Raw genomic sequence first — 24,755 nt, 5'->3', positions numbered from 1 at the left:
CGCGATCGTGATCGTAATCGCCATTTTGAGCTTTTTGGGTCTGCGATAGCATCTGAACCCTCTCTTCGAGCCGGCGACCGTCCCCGCTCGGCATGGCCTCAGCGCGCCCAAGCTGGTCAGACTTAGGTCCCAAGCAGGATACTCCAGGATTGGACCGAAGCCCCCGCTGAGGAACGTAGCCGGCTGGTTCACGTTGTGGTGAGCTTTGGCGCGACGAAGATGCGTCCGGGCGGAAGAGTTCAAGCCAGGGAGGAGAGGCCCGACGCTCCGAACAGGCGTCGGGCCTGGGCGTAATGCAAACAATCAGCAGACTGTTCAATTCCCATGCCCAGGCAGCACGTGCCGTGGCCAGACTTCAGGCTGCCGGGATTCGCCGCCGCCAGATCAGCGTGGTCGGATCTTACAACGACAATGATGAACCGATCAGCGTTGCTGGATATTACGACGATGAGATGAGCGCTCTCTGGCGGGGTGCGATTGCTGGTGCCGCACTTGGCGCCACGGCTGGTCTGTTGGCCGGCTTCAGCGCTTTTGGAGTTCAAGACGTTGATCCCGCGGGGATGACCGGCATGGCCCTGGTCGGTGCGGCGTGGGGCGGCTTTGCCGGCGTGCTTCTCGGAACTTTCGCCAATTCTGCCCAGAAGCCGCGCAAGCCGAAGATCGCAGAAGGTGTCGTACTGGTGATGGCCCGCGTCGATGAAAGGCAGGCCGGCGCCGCGCATACGGTGCTCCGGAGTTTCGCGGAGATGCCTTCCGGGCCGATGAAGAGGAGCGCTTTGCCAAGTTCAAGCCGGCTCCGCGTCCGATCTGGTGCCCGATGAAGTTTGTTTCGCGAAACGGCAATTCAAACCGGAGGCGCCCGACGAAAGCTTGGCAAACCAACACTTTGGAAGCATGCGGGCTACTTGCCGTCGTGTTGTCCTTTATTATTACCGTTCTGTTGGTTGGTCTCATCCTTGGCTGAACCCATGCCCCTGCCCCCGGCGACACTATGCCGGGCAACTGGCGAAGGTTGTGGCCAGTTCGAAGGATTAAACCATTCGTGCTAAGCGTTAATAGCGTGTAGCCATAGGAGAGGACGCCAACGTGGACAAACGGGCTGAAGGAGACGCGGAGAAATTGGCTCGAGGCGAGTTCGAGCTCAGAGCCGAACGATATGGTGTGAACGCCTTTCTTCTCGTTGTCGAACTCGTAAATCTGCTGGAAAAGCGTGGAACGATCAGCAGCGACGACGTCGCGAAAATAGCCGAAGCCGCCGCACTTGCCGTTGCCGCATCCAGCGAACCCGACGTGAACAGCATCAATCTGTTGCAGGCCATCGCTGCCGCACGCCGGCCCAAATAGGCTTATATCAAATCCCCCAGCAATCGGCGCCCACCGATAAACGCTATATTGAACTGATCTCGATCGAGCGTGCGGAGCCATTCCATGTGCAATGACTACGAGCAGCACATCGCCTGGGCCGAATACTGCCGGATGATGGAATCGCTGGCGCTCAAAATCCCCAGCCATCAAACCGAACTGGATCTGCCGCAGGCGGATGACATCCACATCAACGACCCCGCACCTGTAATGCGCGCCGCCGGCGACGCAATCGAACTGGCGTCGATGACATTCGGCTTTCCCCCGGCCGGGCCAAAAGGCGGACCTGTATTCAACTTTCGCTCGGAGGGCCGGCAGTTCAGCAACAGCAAGCGCTGTCTCGTTCCGGCGTCGGCATTCTTCGAATTCACGGGAACGAAATATCCAAAAACCAAGCACAGGTTCACGCTGAATGGCCATTCGTTCATGGCGATTGCCGGGCTGTGGCGCGAGGGTGTCGGCAACAAGCCGCCGACGTTCACGATGCTGACGAGCGAGCCAGGGCCGGACGTGGCGCCATATCACAACCGGCAAGTGGTTGTGCTGCGGCCATCGGACTGGGCGGCCTGGATCCATCTCACGAGGTCCGAGGCTGAACTCCTGCGGCCGTTGCCGGTAGGGTCGCTCAGAGTGGAGACAGCTCGGGCAGGTTCGGAGTAGGAACCATCGGAAAATTGCGCGCTGAGCTGCGGCCGCGCCTCACGGCGACGCGCGCCATGCTCAGAACGAATGCCCGCGCGATATAAGCGCTTCAGCCCCGCTTGACGTAGCCGGCGGTGACCTCGTCCTTGTGGGCGGCGAAAGCTTCCAGGACTTCGGTTTTCTCAGGCTTCGGAATCTTGAAATGATCCAAGGTCCGCCCGAGTTCGGCTGCGACCTCATCGAATTCCGCGGGGGAAATCCGCAGGTCGCGATGCGCCTCCTCGAGGCCGAGCGGCGTCGTGCCGGGCTTGGTGGCGACGAACTTGAAGGGCCCGCCAGAAACGTCGCAGACCCACAGCGTGCGCATGAACTTGAGGCCGGGCAACCTTTCAAGGTTCTTGGTGTGCCATTTGCGCAGCTGCGGATTCTTGGACTTTTGGCCTACGATCGGGTTCCTCACGACGGCGTCGCTGAAGTGATCGATCACCGCTGCGATGGCAAACACGCCGCCCAGCCGCTCATACAGACTTTTCTCGGATGTGGTTTTCTTCGTCTGCGCGAGCGCCTTGTCGGCAGGCAATACCGACGTCGATGCGGCGGTCAGCGCCAGCGCGGCGACAACACTTCGTCTTGTCAGAGAAGTCGAAATTTTCATCCCTGGTTCCCTTCGAGGTTAGGCCAGAGCGAGCCGCAGCCTGTCTGGCGGGCTTCATGAAATGGCATTCGGACACTTGCCGTATTTTAGCACCGCCTAAAGAACTAACGAGCCCTTCGCCCGAATTATTCCGATTGACCGCATTGTCATGGTCAACATGCGTAAAGGTCGCGCGGATGAGGAAGGCTTAAGCACGCGTCGCCGCACGCGGCAGAGGTCGCGAAGCCACTTCGGCCGCATCGGCGACCCGATCGATGTTGCGGGCACCGTAGTGTTCCTGACCTCGCTGGCGGCGGTCGCCTGCGGCCAATAGCCTGTGCTTTTCGAAGATCGCGAGCTTCTGCGGATAGGTCATCCGCACCTTGGCGTTGCACCCGTCGCATCTGAAGTGCGCGATTGTTCTTAGTGCAGAGCCCCTTCTTACCGCCGGATGCAAGCAATCCGGACATTCGAATGTGAGCGCGACATCCGATAAGTCTTCGGCTAAGCCCATTTCCGTCCCCTTCGCAAGCTCGGTGGCTACACTCTGGCGATTCTCAATGAGCAATTCAGATGCCAAACGGCTGTGCCAAAGCGGGACTAGGCCAAGTCGCCTCGGAACGCCGCCTAGCTAGTGCGCCTTCTCTGCGCCTTTTGAGCGACGAAGAGACCTAACTTCCTCCAGCAGTTCGCGCTCATTGGTAGTCACGTTTCGGAAGATTGCGACAATCATCACCGCCAAGGCTTCGGCATCCAGGCTTAGAGGGTCAATGTGCTCATCTGCGCAAACCTGATCAAACACGCGTTCACAAATAGCCAAATCGTGAGGGCTGAGGCGAGTGCGATTGAAACGCCGGCGCGACATTTGCGAGCCTTCGACGCCCGCCGCCCCGTTGCAAAAGAAGCGGGCCTTGGCAAGAAACGCGAGTCGTTGAGTGGTTGTTCCCGGCTGCAAGCTTTGTTAAGCCGCCTGCAGCAGGGCAGACTGGAACGCCTTCCCCGCGCGCATCATGGCGCGTGCGAGCGCCGTGAGGTGAGTGTGCAAGACCACAGCTTTTGACGAGCCTGTGCGCGTGTCACTCGGCAGGTCGCGGGGTGCCACATTTTTCGGCAACCTCGCCAACCGCGCACAATCATCGTCGAGCAGGTCAAGGAGGCCTTGGAAGATGCGCCAGCGAAACAATCCGGTGCTGCGAGAGAGGATTGAACTCTAAGTATCCCTAATAAAATCAACTACTTACGATGAGTTTTGTAACATTGTGACGGGCGACAAAATGGCTGGGAATCACTTCTAGCCTGCGGTTCTGGCTGGACGCCAAAAGACCTGCCTCGCCTTTACTGTTTTCTCTCCAAGGCATTCTAGATTAGACCTTCATTTGAATGCCTGGACCTTCGCCGCGCCGCCAAGCACCAGGAACCGAAATACGTTTACGACGATCCGTATGCGCCGTGATGATAGATCAGCGCCGGGCCGGGCTCTCCGCTCACCACATGCCGGACGCTGCCGAGGATCAGCGCGTGGCTGTGGCGAATAATAGTATCCTCAACCGTGCAGTCGACCGCGGCAAGCGCCTCGTCGAGTGCCAGTGCGCCGCTTGCAAGGCTGGACCAGCGAGCGCCCTCGTAGCGCGCCGACCCCTTCAGGCCACCGCGCCCGGCAAAGCGGTCGGCAATCGCGATCTGGTCAGCACGCAGCACATTCACGCAGAAATGCCGATGCCGGCTGATGGCTGCCCAGGTAGACGAGTTCAGATTGATGCTGACAACCATCACCTCTGGTTCGACCGATAGGGAATGGGCGGTGATAACGGTTGCGCCCGTCCGTTCGTCGCCAACACCTGCGGTGACCACGGAGACAGCTCCGGCCAGGTGTCGCATCGCAAATTTCAGGGGAACCCGGCTTTCCACTAAGGTTTCCACTAGGGGAACGCGTTCGGTCAGTGTCATCTGGATAGCCTCATCGTGTTTGCAGCTTCACGACGCCTTGCGACGCAACGCCGTTTGGTATCCCAACCATTGGTGAATTTCGGCGGCGATGCGCTCGGCATGTGCGGTGACTTCGGGAATTCCCATCAGTTCGCCGACGCTGCCTCGCGCCAATGGCCCGCTGACGAAAATGCTGTCGGTCGGGCGCCCGGATGTGCCGACCGCACGGCCTTGGCTGTCGGTCTCCAAACCAAGACCAATCGGGTCGAGCCGGACCAGTCCCATCCGCTCGAGCGCCGCAATCGCCGTGTTGGTCCGCAAGATATCGGCGTGCGCCGGTCCGGTCGTCACGACCACACTGTCGAAAGCCTCGACAACGAGGCTGCGTTGGCCACGCAGCCGCTGCCTGACGCAAATGCGTCCGTCGACCTGTTCGGCGCCGACAATCGTTGCGGCGCGATAGGCAAGCTTGCCCTCGGCGACGCATCGATCGAGCACGTCCGCAACTTGCGGCGCGAGGCGGAAGCGATGCACGTCCCAGAGCGCACGAAGATGGCGTGCCACACGTCGCTGCTCGGCCAGCGGCAAGGCCTGCCAGATGGTTTGTCCCTGAAGTCGGACGGCATCGAGCACCGGATGCCAGTCTTCGCCCCGACGCTTGGCATCAAGGATCGTTACCCGGATGCGCCTGAATAGTGCCGTTGCGCTGCGTGAAGGAAGGGTCGTGAAATCGCCAATTGGATCGGCCAGCATCGCGGCATGGCTGCGCGAGCGATAGCCGTGGCGTGACAGCGCGACGATGTGGCCACGATGCCCCTTGCGGTCGAGCGTTGCAATCACGTCCGCCGACGTCAGTCCGGTGCCCACGACCAGGACACGGTCGTCGCGGCCGATCGCTTCCAGCCTCTCGAGATCATAGGGATTGGCCACCAGCCCGGCTGTGCCAGCCACGGACTTCAGGGGCATCGGCAAGGCCGGCGGCGGATGCGTCGTCGCAATCACCACGGCGTCGGCAGCGAGCGTCCCGCCATCAGCGAGGATCAGACGGTAGCCCTCGCCGGTGCGCTCGACCGATGCGACGGCGGACCTGACATGGCGGATCGTTTTGCTGAGAAGGAAGGGCCGGAGATGAGATTCCACATAGCGCCCGAAAACGCGACGCTGCGGGTAGAGTGCTCCGTAGGCGGCAATAGCCTCGGCATCGTCTACAATGGCTCTGGTCTGCTCCAGCCAGTCGGCAAAGTGGCTGTCCTGGCCGGAGATCAGCGTCATTCTCGACGCCGGCACATTGATACGATGCGCCGGATCGGCCGTGGAGTAAGCCAGACCATAGCCGAGCCCCTCGCGGGGCTCGACGACCACGATATCGGATGCACCGGCCGGGAGCAGTCGCGCCAGATGAAACGCAGTCGCCGCACCTGAAAAGCCGCCGCCGACAATCGCTATGATCGGTGCGCTGGCGCTCAAGACTGGCTCGCGCGCAGCGCCGACGGGCGATGGTCGCCGGCCACGGTTTCGCCGAAGGGGCCCATGTTGACGGCCGTCTGCCGCGTTGAGATCTCGTGATCGAGTGGCAGCTGCGGCAACACAAGTTCGCCGAAGCGATAGGCTTCCTCCAGATGCGGGTAACCGGACAGGATGAATGTATCGATGCCTATGCGCCGGTATTCATCGATCCGTGCCGCCACCGTAGCCGCATCGCCGACCAGAGCGGTGCCGGCGCCGCCACGCACCAGGCCGACACCGGCCCACAGATTCGGACTGATTTCGAGTTTGTCGCGACGGCCGCCATGCAGCCGGCTCATGCGCGACTGGCCGACGGAATCCATGCGCGCGAAAACCTTCTGCGCCTCGGCGATCGTCTTGTCGTCCAGGCGGCTGATCAGGCGGTCGGCATCGGCCCAGGCTTCGTCATTGGTTTCGCGAACGATGACATGCAGCCTGATGCCGAAACTCACCTGGCGTCCGGCCTTCTCGGCAAGGCCGCGCACATGGTCGACCTTTGCGGCGACGTCAGCCGGCGGTTCGCCCCAGGTCAGATATTTATCGATCTGCGCGGCGGCGACCGCATTGGCCGCCTCCGACGAGCCGCCGAAATATAGCGGCGGATGCGGCGTCTGCACAGGCGGGAACAGCAGCCTTCCGTCCTCGATGCGGAAATGTCTGCCTTCGTAGGCAACGGTCTCGCCGCGCAGCACGGCCTTGTAGATATCGAGGAATTCCCGCGTCACCTCATAGCGCTCGTCATGGCTGAGGAAGATGCCGTCGCCCTTGTTCTCGACCGGGTCGCCGCCGGTGACGACGTTGATGAGCAGGCGCCCGCCCGAAATGCGGTCGAGCGTCGAGGTCATCCGCGCCGCGAGCGTCGGCGACTGCAGCCCGGGACGGACGGCAACGAGGAAGCGGAGCCGCTGCGTCAACGGCGCCAGCGCCGACGCCACGACCCAGCTGTCCTCGCAACTTCGGCCGGTCGGCAGCAGCGCGCCGTAATAGCCGATGGCGTCGGCGGCCTTGGCGACCTGGGTCAGATAGGGCAGGTCGACCGCCCTGCCCCCCTCGCAGGTGCCGAGATAGCGGCTGTCGCCATGGGTCGGAAGAAACCACAGGACCTTGATCCTGTCGGGGATGGCAGTGCTCATGAACAGTCCTCTATGACTTTACGGCGTTCTCGCTCAGCTCCAGGCGTGTAGCGGCGGATTGACGTCGTTCAGGTAATAGTTGCCGAGGATCGCGTATTTCCAGCGCACCGGATCGTGCAGCGTGTGGGTTCGGGCGTTGCGCCAGTGCCGGTCGAGATTGTGCTCGGCCAGTGTGGATCGCGTGCCGGCGAGTTCGAACAGTTTGTTGGTGGCGTTGATGGCGATCTCGGTGGTGAGGATCTTGGATTCGGCAACCGCGATCTGCGCTTCCGCGACGGTCTTATCGTTCGGATCGGCCACGGCGCGGTCGACCGCCAGCCCTGCCTTGTCCAGAACGGCCTGCGCCGCATTGGCCCGCAGGCGAAGGTCACCGACGGCCTGGATCGTGTAGGGATCCTGCCAGGCATGATCGACGCCGCTGTCGATCCACGCGCGCGACTTCGTGCGCACGAATCTGACGGTTTCGTCGATCGCCGCGTTGGCGATGCCGAGATCGACAGCAGCCTGGATGATCTGGAAGATGGCGCCGTCGGCCGTCGGCCGGTCATAGCCCTTGTAGCCGGGGACGAGATGCGTCTTCGGCACTTTCACATTGTCGAGCAGGACTGTGCCGGACAGCGTCGTCTTCTGGCCGAAGCTCGACCAGTCGTCGATGACCGTCAGTCCGGGCGCGCCGCGATCGGCGATGGCATACCAGGCCCGGCCCTCGTCATCGAGCGCCACGATCGGCACCAGATGGGCGAGCAGCGCGCCGCTGGAATAGAATTTCTGGCCATTGACCACGACGTGGTCGCCAGCGTCGACGAATTTGGTCTCGAAGTCGGCCGCCCGCTTGGAGCCGAATTCCGAGAACGCGTTGCCGAACCGCGTGCCGGACAGAACTTCGGCGAAGAGCAACTGCTTCTGGGCCTCGTCAGAGACGGTGCGGATGGCGGCGACGACGCCGAGATGGTTCTGCGGAATCTGGCCGAGCGACGGATCGGCCGCCGAGATGATGGTGATCACCTTCGACAGCGTCACATAGGAGAGTTCCGGTCCGCCATAGGCCTTCGGCACGTTGATCGACCACAGGCCGCTCTGCGAAAACGCATCGAGCTCTTCCTTCGGCCAGATGCGCTCGCGGTCCCGCCTGGAGGCGTCCTTGGCGAAGTCTGCGGCCAGTTTTTCCGCCACAGCGATCGCCTCGGCGTCGGTCTTGATGACATGCGCTCTGGCCGACGGACGCTCAACCGGGGGGACGGCGCTGCGGATATCGGACGGCTGCTTCGATTGGATGGTCATGCTGCGGTCTCCTGGGGAAAATGTTGCGATGGAAGCGGCGTGCCGCCGAGATAGTAGGTCTTGATGTCGTCGCGCTGGCGCAGGTCGGCGGCCGACCCTTCCAGCACGCTCTTTCCGTTTTCGAGCACGGTGGCGCGGTCGGCATATTTCAGCGCCACTGCCGAATTCTGCTCGGCGACAAGGATCGAAAGATCTTCGTCCCGATTGAGCCGCTTCAAAGCGCTGAAAATCTCGTCGACGATCAGCGGCGCCAGCCCCATCGAAGGCTCGTCCAGCACGAAGAGTTTCGGCCGCGACATCAGACCGCGGCCGATCGCCGTCATCTGCTGCTCGCCGCCGGAGGTGAGGCCGGACCGGGTTCGGCGCTTCTCGGTGAGCCTGGGGAAAAGCGCATAGACGCGGTCGAGGTCGGCCTTGACGCCGGTGCGGGAAGACGAATGCCCGAGCGCGCCGGTCAGAAGGTTCTCCTCGACCGTCAGCGAGCGGAAGCAGTGTCGGCCCTCGAGGACCTGGACCAGACCCTTGCGGACGAGGTGAGAGGGGGTTGCCCTGGAGACATCCTCGCCGTCGAAAGTGATCCGGCCAGCGGTAACAGTACCGCGCTCGGCCGGGAGGAGATTGGATACGGCGCGTAGCAGGGTCGTCTTGCCGGCGCCGTTGGAGCCGAGCAGTGCGACGATCTCGCCTTTGCCGACCGACAGGTCGACACCGTGCAGGGCGGCGATGGCGCCGTTGTAGACGGCCTCCACGCGACTGACCGACAGGATCGGATTTTCCGGGCTGGACATCGATGACTCCGCAATAGGCAGGAAATCGCGGCCGGCCCGTGGGCCGGCCGCGAGTTGTTGGACTTCAGTTGCTGACCACTGCTTCGGCGTCTTCGGCCGTGCGGATCTTGATGCCCTTTTCCCTGGCATAGGCCTCGGACGACTTCTCGATGATCGGACGCAGCAGCTTCCAGTCGGGCGCAATCCAGTCGGAGACGACGTTCCACTTCTTGCCGTCCCACTGCTGGAAGGTCACGTAGCCGTCACCTTCGTGATTGTCCCAGGAGACGTTGATCGAGTGGAACAGGTCCTTGGCGCCCAGCGCCTCGACGCGTGCCGGATCGAGCTTGAGATGCTCGAAGCCCCAGCGGACTTCGTCGCCGGTGAGCGTGCGGTTGCCGAACTTGGCCTGCGCGATGCGGACCGCCTCGACATTGAGGATGCCGTTGACGATGCCGAGATTGTGGTAGACCGAGCCGATACGGCTCTTTTCCTCGAGATTGCCTTTGCCGGCGCCGTAGACCGTTTTGACGATCTCCTGGACCACCGGATACTGCTCGCCTGACGCCTGGGTGGTGATGGCCGTATAGCCCTTGGCGGCATCGCCGGCGGGGATCACATCCTCTTCCGAATTCGACCAGACATTGCCGACGATGTGATCGGCCGGGAAGCCGGTCTTCTGCGCGGTCTTGAGCGCAACCGGGTTCATCACGCCCCAGCCGCGCAGCACCACATAGTCCGGATGCTCGCGACGGATCGTCAGCCACTGCGCCTGCTGCTCGTTGCCTGGATGCGGAACCTCGATCTGCGACAGCTCGAAGCCGTATTTCTGCGACAGCAGCTCATAGATCGGAATCGTCTCCTTGCCATAGGGCGAGCCGTGATAGAGCACGACGATCTTCTTGCCCTTGAGCTTGTCGAGGCCACCTTCCTTGGAGGCGATATAGTTCACGATGCCCGAGGTCTCGCTGTAGGGATTGAGCAGCAGCGGGAAGACGTAAGGGAACACGCGTCCGTCCGTGGTGTCGGTGCGGCCGTGGTTGATGGTAATCAGCGGCACCTTGTCATCGGTGATGCGGTCGATCATGGCATAGGCGATGCCGACCGAAAGCGGGTTCCAGGCGGCGATGCCGGGATTGCTCTTCAATCGTTCATACACCTCGACGCCCTTCTCGACCTCATACTGCGTCTCGCCCTCGCTCCAGGTCAGTTTGACGCCGTTGACGCCGCCGTCGCGGATGTTGATCAGGTTGAGATAGTCGATGAAGCCGCCGAAGAAGCCGGTGCCGCCGGCGGCATAAGGGCCGACGCGGTAGCTCTGCAGGGGAAAATACTGCTCGTCGGCGTGGACCGCCGTCGCGCCGAGGACGAAAGCCGTGGCGATCGCCGCTTTCTTGAGGTGACTGAAGAAGGTCATGGATTGCGTCTCCTGAGGTTGTGGTCCGTGAGAGGATGTCGAGCGGCGCTCAGCTGGACCTTGAGCCGATCCGTCGTTTCAGGCGGTCGAAGAGGGCCGACAGCCCGTTCGGTTCCGCGATGAGGAAGATGATGATGAGCGCGCCGAGCACGATGCGCTGGCTCATGTCGAGAACACCCGAATCGAACAGTCCGCCAAACAGGAAGGCGCCAAGCCGCGACAGGATGAGCGGAAAGATGACGATGAACGCCGCTCCCAGAAAGGCGCCGCGTATCGAGGCCAGCCCGCCGATGATGATGATGAACAGGATCTGGAACGAGCGGTCGAGATTGAAGCCGGCCGGCTCGACGGTGCGCAGATAGGTGAAGGCCCACAGCACCCCGGCGACGCCGATGATGAAGGACGAGATGGCGAACGCGAGCAGCTTGGTCTTCAGCACAGGGACGCCGATCACCCGCGCGGCGGTTTCGTTGTCGCGCACGGCGATGAAATTGCGGCCGGTCGCGCTGTTGACCAGGCGCCAGACGAGCGCCGTGAGCACGATGACCGTGGTCACCGAGAGCAGGTAGCGGCCCGTCGCCCTGTCGAGCGAGAAGCCCGCAACGGCAAGGTGCGGCGCCGAGATCACCCCGGAAGGGTTGTCGTTGGAGAACCACCCGAACTTGGTCAGCGCCCACTGCACGAAGAACTGAGCGGCGAGCGTTGAGACGGCGAGATAGAAGCCGCGCAGGCGCAGGCTCGGCAATCCGAACACGACGCCGATGCCGGCGGCTGAAATCCCGGCCAGGATCATGGTCGCAGCCAGCGGCAGTCCTTCGACCCGAAGGTTGAAATTGTAGGCGGCGAAAGCGCCGACCGCCATGAAGGCGGAGGAGCCCAGCGAAAGCTGGCCGCAATAGCCGGTCAAAAGGTTGAGGCCGACCGCCGCCAGGCTGAGCGCAAGGAACGGCAGCAGGATCGCCTCGACGAGATAGCTCGACGCATAGGCGGGGATCAGGCCGTAGGCCACGGCAATCAGGGCGACGGGCAGAGCTAACCTCTGCCAGTCGATGGGAAGCCTTGCGGCATCGAGCGCTTGCACGGCCATCGGTCAGACCCTTTCGACAGTCTTCTGGCCAAACAGGCCGGAGGGGCGCACCAGCAGGACGACCAGCGCCAGCGCATAGGCGAACCAGCCTTCGATGCCGCCACCGACAAAGGGTCCGAGGTAGACCTCGGCGAGCTTCTCGCTGGCGCCGATGATGAGGCCGCCGACGATGGCGCCGAGGATAGAATCGAAGCCGCCAAGCACCAGCACCGGCAGCGCCTTCAGCACGATCAGCGACAGCGAGAACTGGACGCCGAGGCGCGCGCCCCACAAGAGCCCCGCGACCAGTGCCACGAACCCCGCGGCCGTCCACACCGTTCCCCAGATCCGGGGCAGCCGCAGCCCGACGGCGAGCGCCGCGAACTGGTCGTCTGCGACGGCGCGAAACGCTAGGCCGACGCGGGTCCAATAGAAGAATGCGCTCAAGCCGGCGACCATCGCCGCGGCAATGCCTGCAGCAAGAAGATCGAACGACGATATCAGGATACCGCCGACCTCGAACGGCGTGTCGTCGATGCCGAGATCGAGCCCGTGCACCTGCGTGCCCCACACCAACTGGGCAGCGCCTTCAATGATGTAAGACAGGCCAAGCGTGGCCATGAACAGCGTCATCGGCGAGCGATTGACCAGCGGCCTCAGCACAGTTCGCTCGATGGTGAAGCCCAGCGCAACCATGACCGCGAGGGTAATGAGCATTGAAAGCGCAAACGGGATGCCGCGTTCGACAAGGCTGACAAAGGTGAGTGCGGCGAACAGCACCATCGACCCTTGCGCGAAGTTCAGCACGCCCGACGTCTTGTAGATCAGCACGAAACCGATGGCGACGAGCGAATACATGACGCCTGAGAGCAAGCCACCGACCAGCACCTCGATGACGAAGAGGAAATCATAGTAGCTCATCAGATGCCCTCGCCATCTTCGCCTTCGGCGGTGCCGATATAGGCCCGGATCACCGCCGGATTGGCCCTGACCTCGGCCGGTGTCCCGTCGGCGATCTTGCGGCCGTAGTCGAGCACGGCGACGCGGTCGGAGAGCCCCATGACCACGCCGATGTCGTGTTCGATGAGGATGATGGTGACGTCGTGCCGGTCGCGCGCTGCGCGCACGAAACCGGCCATCTCGGCCTTCTCGGTCGCCGTCATGCCGGCCATCGGCTCGTCGAGCAGCAGGATCTTCGGCTCGGCGACAAGCGCGCGCGCCAGTTCGACCCGCTTCTGCAGGCCGTAGGGCAGCGTTGCGACCAGGCGATCGGCGACGGCCTCGAGATGCAGGAAGGCGATTGTCTGGTCGACCTTTTCAGCGATCGCGGCATCTTCGCGCCGGGCGCGCGGTAGACCGGCGATATGTTCGACGAAGCTGGCGCGCCGGGTGTGGACGCGGCCCGACGCGATATTGTCGCGCACTGAAAGCCCACCGAACAGTGCCAGGTTCTGGAAGGTGCGCGCGACGCCGAGCCGTGCCAGACGGCTTGCCGACACCCGGGAGAAGGACTGGCCATCGATCGCGATCTTGCCCTGATCGGCGTGATAGAGGCCGCTGATGATGTTGATCAGCGAGGATTTGCCGGCGCCATTGGGACCGATCACCGCGCGGATCTCGCGGCTTTTGACCTCGAGGTCGACATCCCGCAATGCCATGACGCCACCAAAAGAAATGCTGATCCCGCCCAGCGCCAGGATCGCATCAGCCTTTGGCGACAGGCGCGCCGGGCGCGTGTCCTCGACGGGACCAGCACCAGCAAGAATCCCGGAGATTTCGGGCGCGCGCTCGTATGCGGCGGCTCCCAGCGAAGCACCAATCATGAAACGTCCCTGATTTTGAAGGCGTGCGGGCGGCGGCCTGAAGGCCGCGCCTGTCCTATTCCGCGGCGACGAGCTCCCTGTCGCGCGCCGCTTCCAGTTCGCGCACCAGAGGGATGACGCGCTTGCCGAAGAACTCCACCTCTTCCTGGAAATGCAGGAAACCGAGCAGGATCAGATCCGCGCCGGCATCCTTCAGCTTGAGGATGCGTTCGGCAATCTGTTCCGGCGTGCCGATGAGATTGCTGCGGAAGCCGTCATTGTATTGGACAAGATCCTCGAAAGAGGATTTCGCCCAGTTACCCTCGCCTTCCGGCGAGGCCTTGCCGGCGTTCTTGACCTGATCGGCGAAACCCTGCACCGCCTCCGGATTGGCCTTGGCGATGATCTCGTCGAGCACGGTGCGCGCTTCTGCCTCGGTTTCGCGAGCGATGGCAAAGGCGTTGACGCCGATCTTGACCTTGTGGCCATTGGCCTTCGCCTTGGTCTTGATGTCGTCAACCTGCTTCTTGATCTCTTCCGGCGTGTTGCCGTTGGTGAAATACCAGTCGGAAACCCGCGCAGCCATGTCGCGCGCCGCGCGCGATGAGCCGCCCTGGAAGATCTCCGGCTGCGGATCGATCGGCTTCGGCTTCATCGAGTAGTTGGTAAAGCGATAGAAGTCGCCCTTCAGAGTGAAATTGTCCTCGGTCCAGATGCCGCGCAGCGCACGGATGAATTCCTCCGAACGGCGATAGCGCTCGTCATGGTCGAGCCACAGCTCGCCGATGGCGGCGAACTCACCGCGGAACCACCCGCTGACGACATTGACGGCGACACGGCCATTGGTCAGGTGGTTGATGGTGGCTATCTGCTTGGCCGCCAGCGCTGGATTCCATGGGCCGGGCAGGATCGCCGCGATGACTTTCAGCGTTGTGGTCGCCGCAAGCAAGGCATGGCTGAACGATACGGATTCGTGCTGGTTGTCGGCGCCATAGCCGGCCGTGAAGCGTATTTGGCTCAGCGCGTAGTCGAAGCCGTTGGCCTCGGCGATCTGGGCGAGCTTGCGGTTATAGTCGATGTCCCAGCCGGTCCGCTGCTCGATGTTGGAGATGACCAGGCCGCCCGAGACGTTCGGGACCCAGTAGGCGAATTTCACGTCGTCGGAATTCGAGGTCATTTCGTTCGTTTCCCCTTTTGATTGGCTTCAACCGACGCGCGTGGCGACGGCAGTGTTTGCATCACTGGAATTAAGCAACGAGACCGCTTCGGTAGCGGCCCGTGAGATGCGCTCGATAATCGCCGCGCCGACGATCTTGGCATCGACGAAATCGTCAGGCGCGCCGTAGACGCCGGTAGGGACGGTGACGGCCCCGAAAAAACCGAACAATGGCCGGAGCTGATGTTCGAGAACCAGGCCATGGTATGGACTTCCGCCGGTCGCCGCGAGAAGCACGGTCTTGCCAGCCAGCGCACGGTAGTCGACGAGGTCGAACAGGTGCTTGAGAGCGCCGGTGTAGGACGCCCTGTAGAGCGGCGTCCCGACCACGAGCAGGTCGGCCTTCTCGACACGCTGGATGATCGCTTCGCCAGACGCGCCGAGCGCACGACGAGACAACCCGGCGAAAATCGAAGGCGCCGCCTCGGTGATTTCGATCAGCCCGGTGTCTGCCGGGACGCGCAAGGCGACTGCCTTGACCAGCGCGTTGACCACCGCGGTAGTGCGCGATGGTGTGCTTACGCCGCCGGATATTCCGAGAACCGATAGCCTTGCCAACTCGTCAATCTCCCGGACCCTGCATGCGCATCGGGTCATTTCCAAACCGGGGCAGACGATATTCGACAAAATCTATAGAGATAAGGAACTACGTTCCGATTTTTCGGCCTCGCGGAGAAAAATGCCGTTCTGCTAATGGACGTAGCAATGTCCGTATAGCGAGTAGACCGAAGCTCAGGCCATCAATACGGCTTCGCATTCATTCATCACCATTTTCAAACGCGCCTAAGCCTTGGGCAATTAGGTTCGTTGCCATGACCAGTGAAACGATCGCGCCGGAATTGAAAACGACGACCCACCATTTACCGCCGGACAGGAAGCCGTAGCCGTCGGCGACGGCTAGCCCCCAATCGGCCGACGGCGGCTGGATGCCGAGGCCCAGAAAACTCAGCGTCGCGATCGAAAAGAACGCGTAGCCCAGCCGAGTGACGAACTCGATGAGGATCGTCTCCCTGATGTTGGGCAATATCTCCAGGAACATGATAGCGAGCGCGCCTTCGCCGCCAAGCCGGGCGGCGCTGACATAGTCGCGCTGCTTCTGCTCGCGCACGGCGGCGCGGACGGTGCGCGCCACCAGCGGCGCATAGGCGATGCCGATCACCAGGACGACGGTCAGGTTCGACGGCCCGATCGCCACCAGCGTCATGGTGACGAGAACGATGAATGGAAACGCCATCAGTGTATCGAGCAGCCGCGCGCCGATGGCATCGGTGAGGCCATCGAAATAGCCGAGCACCAGGCCGATGATGCTGCCGGCGGCAACGCCGACCAGCGTCGCCAGCGGCGCAACCAGCAGGATATCGCGCGATCCGACGACAATGCGGGACAGCAGGTCGCGGCCGAGCTGATCGGTCCCGAACCAATGCGAGGCATCGGGCGGCGTCAGCATCGCCAGAAAATCCTCGGCATAGGGATCATACGGAACGAAAAGATTGCCTGCTACCGCGCATACGACCCAGAACAGTAGCAGCAGCGTTCCGATCACGACCGATGGGGGCAGTCCGGAGAAGGCACTGCCGATCCTGGGCACCGCCGGAAAACCGGCCACGGCGCGCCGTGATGCGGGAAACTCCGTCAGATCCGTCATGGCGAGGTCCGACGGCGTTGCCGCGGATCGAGCAAGGCCAGCACGAAGTCGCCCGCCGCCGCCGAAAGAACAAAGATTGCCGCCATCACCAGCACCCCCGCTTCAAGCATCGGGAAATCTCGCGCCTTGGCCGCGTTCAGAACCAGATTGCCAAGTCCCTGGATGCCGAACAGCGCTTCGATCACAACCAGCCCGCCAAGCATGTATCCGGTCTGCGTCGCCAGCACCGCGATGGTCGGGGTCAGCGCATTGCGCAGCACGTGCCGAAGGATGATCTCGCGCCGCTCAAGCCCTTTCAGGACGGCGGTGCGTGTGTAGTCGGCGGCCATCGCCTCGATCACGCCGGCCCGCGTCATCCGGGCGATGTAGCCGGCAAGATTGAGCACCAGCGGCAGCGCCGGCAGGATCAGATAATAGCCTTGCGTCCAGAAGCCCGCGCCATCCGGCGCAACGCCTGAGATCGGGAACCAGTTCAGCCACAGGCCGAAAACGATGAGCAGCATCAGGCCGGACACAAAATCCGGCACGATGCCGAAGGAGACGCCCGCCATCACGATCAGCCGGTCGATGAGGCGGCCGGCGTTGAGACCGGCGATGACACCGCCGCCAACCCCGAGCGGAATGAGAAAGACCAAAATAATGCCGGCAAGGGATGCGGAGCGCTTCAGGCTCTCCAGCACGAACGGGGCCACCGGCGCGCGCATCGAAAGCGAGGTGCCGAAATCGCCTGACACCGCCTTGCTGAACCAGAGCCAATACTGGACGAGAACTGGCTGGTCGGCGCCCAGCCGCTTGTTCAGCTCCGCCACCGCCTGCGCGTCGGCAAACGGCCCGAGCATCACGCGGCCGACATCGCCGGGCAAAACCTGCCCGGCGAAGAAAACCAGGACACTGACAAGCCACAGCGTGAGGACAAGAGTGCCCACACGCGCTGACAGAATGCGGCCGGTCAGCATGTCGCGATCATGCCTGGACGAAGGAAACGCGATCGAGCAGCAGATGCGAGATTGCGGTGAAGCGCACGCCCTCGACCTTCGAGCTGACAATCCGGCTGTATTGCGAGAAGTAGCTGATGATCGCCGGCGTCTCGTCAAGCAAAAGCGTCTGGATCTTGCCGGCAGCAAGGCGCTGGGCATTGAGGTCACGCGCCTTCGAGTAGTCGAGCAGCAGCGCATCATAGCCGGGGTTGTTGAAATGCGCCGCGTTCCAGGCTCCCGTACTCTTCAGCGTGGCGTTGAGGAAGATGTCGGGCGTGCCGCGATGGCCGTAGTCGGTGATGCCGAGAACCGAATCCAGCCAAGGCGAGCTGCCGAAGGTCGCCGAGCCGTAATAGGCGTCCTGCGGCAGGACATTGAGCTTGACATCGATGCCGATCTTTTTGGCGAAGTTCTGGATGATCACCGCATAGTCGGGAATGTCATAGGCGCGTTCGGTGGTCAGCGTCACCTCGAAGCCGTTCGGCACGCCAGCCTCGCCAAGCAGCCGCTTGGCTTCCGTGATATCGTGCTTGCGCTGCGGCACCGACGGATCGGCCGAAGGGAAGATCGGCGCGAACGGGGTGTCGTTGCCGACGATGGCGCGGCCCTTCAGCAGCCTCTTGACCACCGCCTCGCGGTCGATGGTGAGTGCCAGCGCGCGGCGGATGCGCTTGTCGGTGAACGGCGCCTGGTCGGTTCTGAGATGCACCTGGTCATGCGAGCTTGCCTGCACGCTGAGCAGCTTGAAGTTGGGGTTGCCCTCGATCGCCAGTTCCAACCGCGTCGTGCTGGGGATGACGTCGAGCTGGCCGGCCTGCAGCGTCAGCACCTGCGCCTGCTCGTCGTCGAAGAACTTGATCTCGATGCGGTCGGGAAGTGCCTTCTCGCCCCAGTAATCCGGATTGCGCACGAAGCTGGCGCCTTGCTTGGGACGGAAGGATTCGAGCTTGAACGGGCCGGTGCCGTTGAAATTTTTCTCGAAATCGCCGGCATAGTCGGCCGGCAGGATGACGGCGTTATAGACGTCGGAAGAGACATAGAAAGGGAAATTGCTGTTCGGACCGTCGAGATCGAAGGCGACCGTTTTGTCATCGACCAGCTTGGCGCCACCCTTGGACAGGATGCCCTTGTAGGCTGAGAGCGCCGACGAGCCGCTGGCGGGATCGACCAGCCGCTCGAAGCTCGCCACCACGTCCTTGGCGGTGACGGCGCGGCCATCGTGGAATTTCACTCCTTGCCGCAATTTGAAGGTCCAGCGGCTGGCTGTCTCGTCGGCCTCCCAGGACAAAGCGAGTTTCGGCTGGAGACCGTCCTTCGGATCGTCGAGGATCAGATATTCGCCGACCTGGCTGATCACCCCGATGCTGGCCGGATCGGTCACCGAAACCGGATCGATCGCCTTGGTCGGCTGACCGAGCCCGACACGAACCGTGCCGCCGGCGGCGGCCGCGGCGCGCGCGGCTCCGAACCCCTGCGAGATGGCAAAGCCTGTCAGGCCGAGCAGTGCGGCGTATTTCAGGAGATCGCGGCGCTTGAGAAAGCCGCCCTGATATTCGTCGACGGCGACATTCCAGATGTCCCCCGACAGGCTGCGAAGTGCGTCGATATCCCTGCGTTTGGTCATGTTAAAATCCTGCTTTGAAATGAAAATTGAAAACCTATGCGACGGGTTCGCCGTCGAGATGGATGCGGTCAACGGCCTGCGGATAGAAGGCGATGAGGCCTTTGATCTTCGGCATTTCGGCGATTGGTTCCCGGTAGCTCCAGGCGATGTCCGGGCGCACCGTTCCGTCGCTCAGCAGCCCCGACCAGTAGGAGGCGATGCCCTTGTAGGGACATCGCGTCGTTGTAACGGACGCCGTCAGCCGCTCCAGTCGGATGTCTTCCGCCGGCAGATAGAAACGCGTCGGCAGATGCGTCTCGAACAAAAGCACCGGGCGGTGACTGTCGGCGATCGGCTCGCCGTCGAACCAGACCTGCACATGGCTCGTGCTTTGCAGCACATCAATGCGCGCATAAGGGTCTCGCGCATGGACGAAGACCTCTTCGTCCTCCTCGAACCATTGGTCGACGGCCTTCCAGGTGAAGGCGATCCGCCCGGCCAGGGACGCCAGCGCTTCGTCCGGCGGCGAGATGAACGCCCACGCCGCGTTGGCACTCCGCCTGTCGCCGCTGTCGATATCCCAATAGGCCGTCTCGCCACCGACTGGATGCGGTTCGCGATGCAGCGAGGGCTTCAGCACCGACGGATCTACCGCTGACGGCGGGAAGAAATAGATCGGCAGGAAATGGTTGGAGCGCAGCACCAGCACGTTGCGGCCGTCGGCGATGGTGCGGCCGCCGAATTTGACGCGCACACGCTTGGGACTGTGCAGGACATTGACGAGCTGCGGCGCGGTGGCTTCGCGAGGCTGCAATCTTGGCGCGACGGTCATGATCGTTCTCCCGGTCAGGACACGGCGCGTGCGTTGTCGCGCTGCTCGGCGAAGCGGTTTGCCGGCCGCGCCAGACCGAAGCGGTCACGCAGCGTTCCCGGCGCGTATTCGGTCGGGAACACGCCGCGGCGCTGCAGCTCCGGCACCACCTGCTCGGCGAAATTCACCCAGTCCTCGGGCAGCAGCGGGAACATCAGGTTGAAGCCGTCGGCGGCGCCTGAAACGAACCAGTCCTGCAACTGGTCGGCGATCTGTTTGGGCGTGCCGGCGACGGTCGGCACCGAACCGCTGTTGGCGAGCTTGCGGGCGATGTCGCGTAGGCTGAGATTCTGCTTCGACCATTCCTTGACCCGGTTGAGCGATGTCCGTCCGCCATTGAAGGTGCTCTCGTCCGGCAGCGGCGGCAGCGGCCCGTCTGGCGGATAGACGGAGAGATCGATGCCGCTCCAGCTGGACAGAAGGTCGATGCCGACCTGATCCGGCAACAGGGTCTGGAGGTATTCCTGCTTTTCGCGACCTTCCGCCTCGGAAGCGGCGACAATCGGCAGAATGCCCGGCAGGATCTTGAAGCTCTCCGGCCGCCTGCCATAGCGGGCGAGGCGCTCGTTGATGTCCTGCCGGTATTTGATGCCGTCTTCCCTGGTGCTGTAGATGGCGAAATGCACGTCGGCCTGGGCGGCGGCGAAGTTCTTGCCGTCCTCGGACGAGCCTGCCTGGACGATCAGCGGGTGGCCCTGCGGCGGCCGCGAAACGTTGAGCGGCCCGCGCACCTTGAAGTGCTTGCCCTTGTGATCGATGGGGTGGACCTTGTCGGGATCGGCGAAATAGCCCGTCTCCTTGTCGATCAGCAGCGCCTCGTCTTCCCAGCTGTCCCAAAGCTCCTTGACGATATCGAGGAATTCGGCCGCGCGCTCATAGCGGAACGCATGTTCGATGTTGCCGTCGCGACCGAAATTGCGCGCCTCCTCGTCCATGGCCGATGTGACGACGTTCCACGACGCCCTGCCCTTGCTGATATGGTCGAGCGAGGCGAACATGCGCGCAACATTGTAGGGCTCGCTGTACGAGCTCGACACCGTGGTGATCAGGCCGATGTGTTTGGTCACGCCGGCCAGTGCCGACAGCAGCGTCAATGGCTCAAGGCGGGCATTGGCGTAGTGGGCGACACCGCTCTTGACCGAATCCCAGATCGAAACGTGGTCGGCGACGAAGATGGTGTCGATCCTGGCCCGCTCGGCCGCCTGCACGAGATCACGGTAGAACTCGAAGTCCAGCACCTCCCGGCCCGGCGCCCGCGGATGGCGCCACGACATCCGATGATCGCCCTGCGGGTTGAAGAAAAATGCGCTGAGGATCATGTGGTCTCGAGCCATGCCAGTCTCCTTCCAGATCTGCCCTGGAGCCAAATCTGCTCCGGAGATTGTCGCGCTGCTTCGGCAAGCGGCGACAATCGCTCTTGAGCCATGAAAGTTAGATTGCGCTCCGGCTTAATTCTAGTAATTTTATAGAGATAAAGCATTGCAAAAGTGGAAGCGATTGCCCTCGATCGCGACGCTGGAAGAAAGTGGTTTCAAGCTCCCAATGTCCTCCTCGGTTCTGAACGTCGACCAGCTTTCCATCGCCTATGACGGGCGCAATGGATCGCATCCCGCCGTCAGTGGCGTCTCCCTGCGCATAGGCGAAGGCGAAGCACTCGGCCTTGTCGGCGAGTCTGGATCGGGGAAAAGCTCGGTGGCGCTCGCCATCCTGCGCTATCTGCCGAAGAATGCCCGCATCGCGGCGTCAGCGCTGGAGTTCCAGGGCCGCGAAATCCGCGACCTTTCCGCCGAGCAGTTGCGCCAACTCAGGGGAAATCATATCGCCGCCGTCTACCAGCACCCGGGCGCGGCCCTCAACCCAAGCATGACGATCGGCCGCCAGATCACCGAGACGATCATGCGGCATCGCCCGGTGCGCCATGACGAGGCGCGCGAGCGGGCTTGCGAACTGCTCGGGCGCGTTCGGGTGAGCCATCCGGAGCGGGTGCTGGGGCTCTATCCACACGAACTCTCCGGCGGCATGCAGCAGCGCGCCAACATCGCCATCGCGATTGGGCTCGACCCGTCGCTGCTGGTGCTGGACGAGCCGACGACGGCGCTCGACGCCAGCGTCCAGTCCGAGATCATCGCTATCCTCTCCGGCCTGCGCAAGGACCACAAAACCAGCATTCTGCTGATCAGCCACGACATCAACATGATCCGCCGCACCTGCGACCGGGTGGCGGTGATGCAGTCGGGAACCGTGGTCGAAAGCGGCGCCGCCGGCGACGTCTTCGACAACCCCTCTCACGCCTATACGAAGGCGCTGATCGCCTCGATCCCGGCGCTCAACTACACGAAGCGGAATGGAAGACTGGCGGAGACGGACGGCCTGCCATCGCACTCGGCGGTCCAGAATGAAGACGCGGGCCGGCGCAAAGAACGCCGAATCGCGATCGCCTGCAAAGGCATCAGCCATGCGTTCGGCAGCCAACTGGTGCTCAGCAATATCGATCTCGACATCGGCCACGGCGAGACCTTCGGGCTGATCGGCGAATCCGGTTCCGGCAAGTCGACGCTGGCAAGGATCGTCACCGGCCTACAGATGCCAGACGCCGGATCGGTCGAGCTGTTCGGCAGGACGGTCGCACCGCGCGTCGAGAAGAGAAGTATTGGCGAACGCCGCGATGTGCAGATGGTTTTCCAGTCGCCGGATCGCACGCTCAATCCGCGTAAGCGGATCGGCAGGATACTCGGCCGCCCGCTGCGCCGGCTCGCCGGCCTGCGCAGCAGTGAGATAAAGGCCCGCGTCAGCGATTTGCTGCAATCGGTTCGCCTTGCCGGCGCCACAGCCGAGCAGAAGTCGCGATCACTATCCGGCGGCCAGCGGCAACGGGCGGCCATCGCACGGGCCTTCGCCGGCGTGCCGAAGGTCGTCGTGCTCGACGAACCCACTTCGGCGCTCGACGTTTCCGTCCAGGCAACCGTTCTCAACCTGCTCAACGACCTGCAGCGCGACAAGGACACGACCTATCTGTTCATCAGCCACGATCTCAGGGTCGTGCGCTACATGGCCGACAGGATCGGCGTGCTGTACCGCGGCCGCCTGGTCGAAACCGGCTCATCCGACCAGATTTTTCACGGACCCAATCATCCCTATACGAAACTGCTGCTGGCGGCGTCTTCAGACGATGCAGCGCCGAAGATCATCTCTCAGGCCGACATCGCGGCGGGCCCGAGCCAGAGATGCGCCTTCGCCGGCCGTTGCTCGCTCGCTGTTGCCGATTGCTGGAAAGCCGAACCGCCCCTCAGCCAAGCTGGCGACGAGCACCTGATCGCATGTTGGCGGCTCGACCAAGGTTCATGAAGGACGGATCATCATTCTGAAGATCCGTCGCGCTCGCGAGGAAGGCGCGATGGAGCTGATCCCCGTCGCAAAGTGCCAAGAGACCGGGAGCTGCGGCCGTTCGAGGCGCGGATAGCAGGAAGCTTGGCGATCAAGCATCCACCGTAGTCACAGGCAAGCTCGCATGGTATTTCGTCTGAGGCTCGCTCCTTACAAGCCAATGTCTACAAGTTTGATAGACATTTGCTAAGAAGCCGGTCATACTGCCCGCTTCAAGTGCCTGACTTTTCGCCGTCCATGTTCGCAGGATCAGGAGATGACGATGACGCAGACATTTCTGGAAGCCGTTCCGAGCTGTATCAGGATCGTGATCGGCGCCCTTTTCCCGCCCATGGAGCTTTCACGTTATGCGCCCGACCAGGCGCAGGCGGACGACGCATCTGACTCCGAGGCGAAATTTCGCCGCTCAGGACGGGATGAAGCCTTCTATTGGGGCATCGGCACTTGCGGCTATTGGGTAGGCGCCCGTCGCATCCGGCCATAGACCAATCATCGAAATGCGGGGGTTACCTGGCAGCATTGGCTGGCTGCCGCGATCCAGGAGGAGACCGATGACCACACGCCTTTTACCCGCACTGCATGAGGGCCATGCTCCGATTCATTTGCACGGAGCCTTCGACGATGCCTTGGAAGCTTACCAAACCTGGATTCCGGGAACGGACGAGCCGCACGTGGAATTTGAGGACCAGATGGTGCCGATCAGTTCGGTCTTCGGCCGCATGCGGACCTGCACCGATATTCTTCCTTGGCGCATCGAGGGCGATGTCCTAGAGGTTGTCGGCAATGCACTGGTTTTCGGCGGCGAAAAGGCGATCACTTACGCCGATGCCGCTCTGGTCCTTCGCGCTTTGTGCGTGAAGCGGCTCCGGAGCGGCGACGTCGGCAACTAACAGGCGACGCTGCATAGGTTCCCGTCAAAGCCGGAGGAGCCGGGCACAAGGCAGCTCGGCTCCGTATCATTCAGCCGGTATGCGTCGCGATCTGCCCTGATAGCCTCTATTTGCTCAGTCGGTCATGCGCGGCGATGGCCATAGCTCTGCATGGTGCGGATAGACTGGTGCTGCGAGAGAGGATTGAACTCTCGACCTCTCCCTTACCAAGGGAGTGCTCTACCACTGAGCTACCGCAGCCGCCGATGGCGGGGCTTCTGCCATATCGAACCGGCAAGCGCAAGGCCAAGACAAAGACGGGTTGAAAGGCCGCACCGGGCGATCGTTGCGGACATGGCCGTGCCACAATGTTGGCTATCCCTTTATATGCACCGGCGGGTCGCCGGCCGGGGGCAGAACGATGAACGGCAAGACAGTTTCTCCGAACAAGGATGGATCACCGAAGAAGGATGGTTCAGCGAAAAAGGCCGGAACGGGCCGCAAGGACCGGCTGGCCGAGCAGTTGCGCGCCAACCTGCAGAAGCGCAAGGCGCAATCGCGCTCACGAAGAGCCGGCGACGCCGACAAGCGGCGCGCCGGCGACGCCGACGAGCGGCCCGACGGGCTGCAGGCGGCGATGAAAAAAGATTAACG

At 62.6% G+C, this 24,755-nt stretch carries 26 protein-coding genes and 1 tRNA gene; 6 read left to right on the top strand and 21 right to left on the bottom strand.

Annotation, left to right across the window (positions count from 1 at the left end):
• Window positions 1-239: 239 nt before the first annotated feature.
• Window positions 240-722, bottom strand: coding sequence for a hypothetical protein (locus tag NKH49_RS04670; RefSeq protein WP_352874296.1), 483 nt, complete (start codon window positions 720-722; stop codon window positions 240-242).
• A gap of 364 nt (window positions 723-1,086) precedes the next feature.
• Here NKH49_RS04670 and NKH49_RS04665 point away from each other — a divergent pair, with 364 nt between their 5' ends.
• Window positions 1,087-1,344, top strand: a complete 258-nt coding sequence (locus NKH49_RS04665) for a hypothetical protein (protein ID WP_031211977.1) — start codon at window positions 1,087-1,089, stop codon at window positions 1,342-1,344.
• Window positions 1,345-1,428: 84 nt separating this feature from the next.
• Entirely contained in the window at window positions 1,429-2,022 is a 594-nt protein-coding gene (locus tag NKH49_RS04660) for an SOS response-associated peptidase (RefSeq protein WP_352618957.1), read from the top strand.
• Window positions 2,023-2,113: 91 nt separating this feature from the next.
• On the opposite strand, the gene NKH49_RS04655 is transcribed toward NKH49_RS04660, so the two are convergent.
• The 19 genes from NKH49_RS04655 to NKH49_RS04565 form a co-directional block, all read right to left on the bottom strand.
• The gene (locus NKH49_RS04655; RefSeq protein ID WP_352925219.1) at window positions 2,114-2,659 is read right to left on the bottom strand and encodes a group I truncated hemoglobin; all 546 of its coding nucleotides are present in this window, start codon (window positions 2,657-2,659) and stop codon (window positions 2,114-2,116) included.
• Window positions 2,660-2,846: 187 nt separating this feature from the next.
• Window positions 2,847-3,014, bottom strand: a complete 168-nt coding sequence (locus NKH49_RS04650; protein ID WP_352618959.1) for a hypothetical protein — start codon at window positions 3,012-3,014, stop codon at window positions 2,847-2,849.
• Window positions 3,015-3,269: 255 nt separating this feature from the next.
• On the bottom strand, window positions 3,270-3,593 hold the full coding sequence (locus NKH49_RS04645; protein ID WP_352453636.1) for a hypothetical protein: 324 nt from the start codon (window positions 3,591-3,593) through the stop codon (window positions 3,270-3,272).
• A gap of 473 nt (window positions 3,594-4,066) precedes the next feature.
• The gene (locus NKH49_RS04640) at window positions 4,067-4,585 is read right to left on the bottom strand and encodes a flavin reductase family protein (RefSeq protein ID WP_352618960.1); all 519 of its coding nucleotides are present in this window, start codon (window positions 4,583-4,585) and stop codon (window positions 4,067-4,069) included.
• Between the two features lie 27 nt (window positions 4,586-4,612).
• Complete coding sequence (locus NKH49_RS04635) at window positions 4,613-6,031, bottom strand: FAD/NAD(P)-binding protein (protein ID WP_352618962.1); 1,419 nt, start codon at window positions 6,029-6,031, stop codon at window positions 4,613-4,615.
• Entirely contained in the window at window positions 6,028-7,203 is a 1,176-nt protein-coding gene (gene ssuD, locus NKH49_RS04630; RefSeq protein ID WP_352618964.1) for an FMNH2-dependent alkanesulfonate monooxygenase, read from the bottom strand. Before ssuD ends, NKH49_RS04635 begins: the two co-directional genes overlap by 4 nt.
• A gap of 33 nt (window positions 7,204-7,236) precedes the next feature.
• Window positions 7,237-8,484, bottom strand: coding sequence for an SfnB family sulfur acquisition oxidoreductase (locus NKH49_RS04625; protein ID WP_352618966.1), 1,248 nt, complete (start codon window positions 8,482-8,484; stop codon window positions 7,237-7,239).
• Window positions 8,481-9,272, bottom strand: a complete 792-nt coding sequence (locus tag NKH49_RS04620; RefSeq protein WP_352618968.1) for an ABC transporter ATP-binding protein — start codon at window positions 9,270-9,272, stop codon at window positions 8,481-8,483. Before NKH49_RS04620 ends, NKH49_RS04625 begins: the two co-directional genes overlap by 4 nt.
• Window positions 9,273-9,336: 64 nt before the next feature.
• Window positions 9,337-10,668 (bottom strand): ABC transporter substrate-binding protein, encoded by a 1,332-nt coding sequence (locus NKH49_RS04615; protein WP_352613954.1) that lies wholly within the window; start codon window positions 10,666-10,668, stop codon window positions 9,337-9,339.
• A gap of 49 nt (window positions 10,669-10,717) precedes the next feature.
• Complete coding sequence (locus tag NKH49_RS04610) at window positions 10,718-11,755, bottom strand: branched-chain amino acid ABC transporter permease (protein ID WP_023722896.1); 1,038 nt, start codon at window positions 11,753-11,755, stop codon at window positions 10,718-10,720.
• 3 nt (window positions 11,756-11,758) lie between these two features.
• Entirely contained in the window at window positions 11,759-12,655 is an 897-nt protein-coding gene (locus tag NKH49_RS04605) for a branched-chain amino acid ABC transporter permease (RefSeq protein ID WP_352453924.1), read from the bottom strand.
• Window positions 12,655-13,557, bottom strand: a complete 903-nt coding sequence (locus tag NKH49_RS04600) for an ABC transporter ATP-binding protein (protein ID WP_352470167.1) — start codon at window positions 13,555-13,557, stop codon at window positions 12,655-12,657. The genes NKH49_RS04605 and NKH49_RS04600 overlap by 1 nt, the downstream gene beginning before the upstream one ends.
• Window positions 13,558-13,612: 55 nt before the next feature.
• Window positions 13,613-14,713 carry a dimethylsulfone monooxygenase SfnG gene (gene sfnG, locus NKH49_RS04595; protein WP_352496336.1) on the bottom strand — a complete coding sequence of 367 codons (1,101 nt, stop codon included), beginning with the start codon at window positions 14,711-14,713 and terminating at the stop codon, window positions 13,613-13,615.
• 27 nt (window positions 14,714-14,740) lie between these two features.
• Window positions 14,741-15,310, bottom strand: coding sequence for an FMN reductase (gene msuE / locus NKH49_RS04590; protein WP_352613953.1), 570 nt, complete (start codon window positions 15,308-15,310; stop codon window positions 14,741-14,743).
• A 199-nt stretch (window positions 15,311-15,509) separates the two neighbouring features.
• Window positions 15,510-16,397 carry an ABC transporter permease gene (locus NKH49_RS04585; RefSeq protein ID WP_352925217.1) on the bottom strand — a complete coding sequence of 296 codons (888 nt, stop codon included), beginning with the start codon at window positions 16,395-16,397 and terminating at the stop codon, window positions 15,510-15,512.
• Window positions 16,394-17,353, bottom strand: coding sequence for an ABC transporter permease (locus tag NKH49_RS04580; protein ID WP_352453579.1), 960 nt, complete (start codon window positions 17,351-17,353; stop codon window positions 16,394-16,396). Before NKH49_RS04580 ends, NKH49_RS04585 begins: the two co-directional genes overlap by 4 nt.
• Before the next feature lie 7 nt (window positions 17,354-17,360).
• A complete protein-coding gene (locus tag NKH49_RS04575; protein ID WP_352613951.1) occupies window positions 17,361-18,998 on the bottom strand; it encodes an ABC transporter substrate-binding protein in 1,638 nt (545 codons plus the stop codon).
• A 34-nt stretch (window positions 18,999-19,032) separates the two neighbouring features.
• The gene (locus NKH49_RS04570) at window positions 19,033-19,809 is read right to left on the bottom strand and encodes a DUF427 domain-containing protein (RefSeq protein WP_352613950.1); all 777 of its coding nucleotides are present in this window, start codon (window positions 19,807-19,809) and stop codon (window positions 19,033-19,035) included.
• Between the two features lie 14 nt (window positions 19,810-19,823).
• Window positions 19,824-21,182 (bottom strand): LLM class flavin-dependent oxidoreductase, encoded by a 1,359-nt coding sequence (locus NKH49_RS04565; RefSeq protein ID WP_352613949.1) that lies wholly within the window; start codon window positions 21,180-21,182, stop codon window positions 19,824-19,826.
• A 208-nt stretch (window positions 21,183-21,390) separates the two neighbouring features.
• On the opposite strand from NKH49_RS04565, the gene NKH49_RS04560 reads away from it, so the two are divergent.
• From NKH49_RS04560 to NKH49_RS04550, 3 genes are all read left to right on the top strand, one after another.
• Entirely contained in the window at window positions 21,391-23,193 is a 1,803-nt protein-coding gene (locus tag NKH49_RS04560) for a dipeptide ABC transporter ATP-binding protein (protein ID WP_352613948.1), read from the top strand.
• A 301-nt stretch (window positions 23,194-23,494) separates the two neighbouring features.
• The gene (locus NKH49_RS04555; protein ID WP_352613947.1) at window positions 23,495-23,716 is read left to right on the top strand and encodes a hypothetical protein; all 222 of its coding nucleotides are present in this window, start codon (window positions 23,495-23,497) and stop codon (window positions 23,714-23,716) included.
• Between the two features lie 67 nt (window positions 23,717-23,783).
• The gene (locus NKH49_RS04550; RefSeq protein ID WP_352613946.1) at window positions 23,784-24,122 is read left to right on the top strand and encodes a BRA0787 family protein; all 339 of its coding nucleotides are present in this window, start codon (window positions 23,784-23,786) and stop codon (window positions 24,120-24,122) included.
• 165 nt (window positions 24,123-24,287) lie between these two features.
• On the opposite strand, the gene NKH49_RS04545 is transcribed toward NKH49_RS04550, so the two are convergent.
• Window positions 24,288-24,362: transfer RNA gene (locus NKH49_RS04545), tRNA-Thr, on the bottom strand.
• 160 nt (window positions 24,363-24,522) lie between these two features.
• Between NKH49_RS04545 and NKH49_RS04540 the strand changes: the two genes are divergently transcribed.
• Entirely contained in the window at window positions 24,523-24,753 is a 231-nt protein-coding gene (locus NKH49_RS04540; protein WP_352613945.1) for a hypothetical protein, read from the top strand.
• Window positions 24,754-24,755: the final 2 nt, after the last annotated feature.

It is taken from the genome of Mesorhizobium sp. M1088 (genome assembly GCF_040318575.1).
Taxonomy (GTDB): domain Bacteria; phylum Pseudomonadota; class Alphaproteobacteria; order Rhizobiales; family Rhizobiaceae; genus Mesorhizobium.
This window is presented reverse-complemented; position numbering and strand designations above follow the sequence as displayed.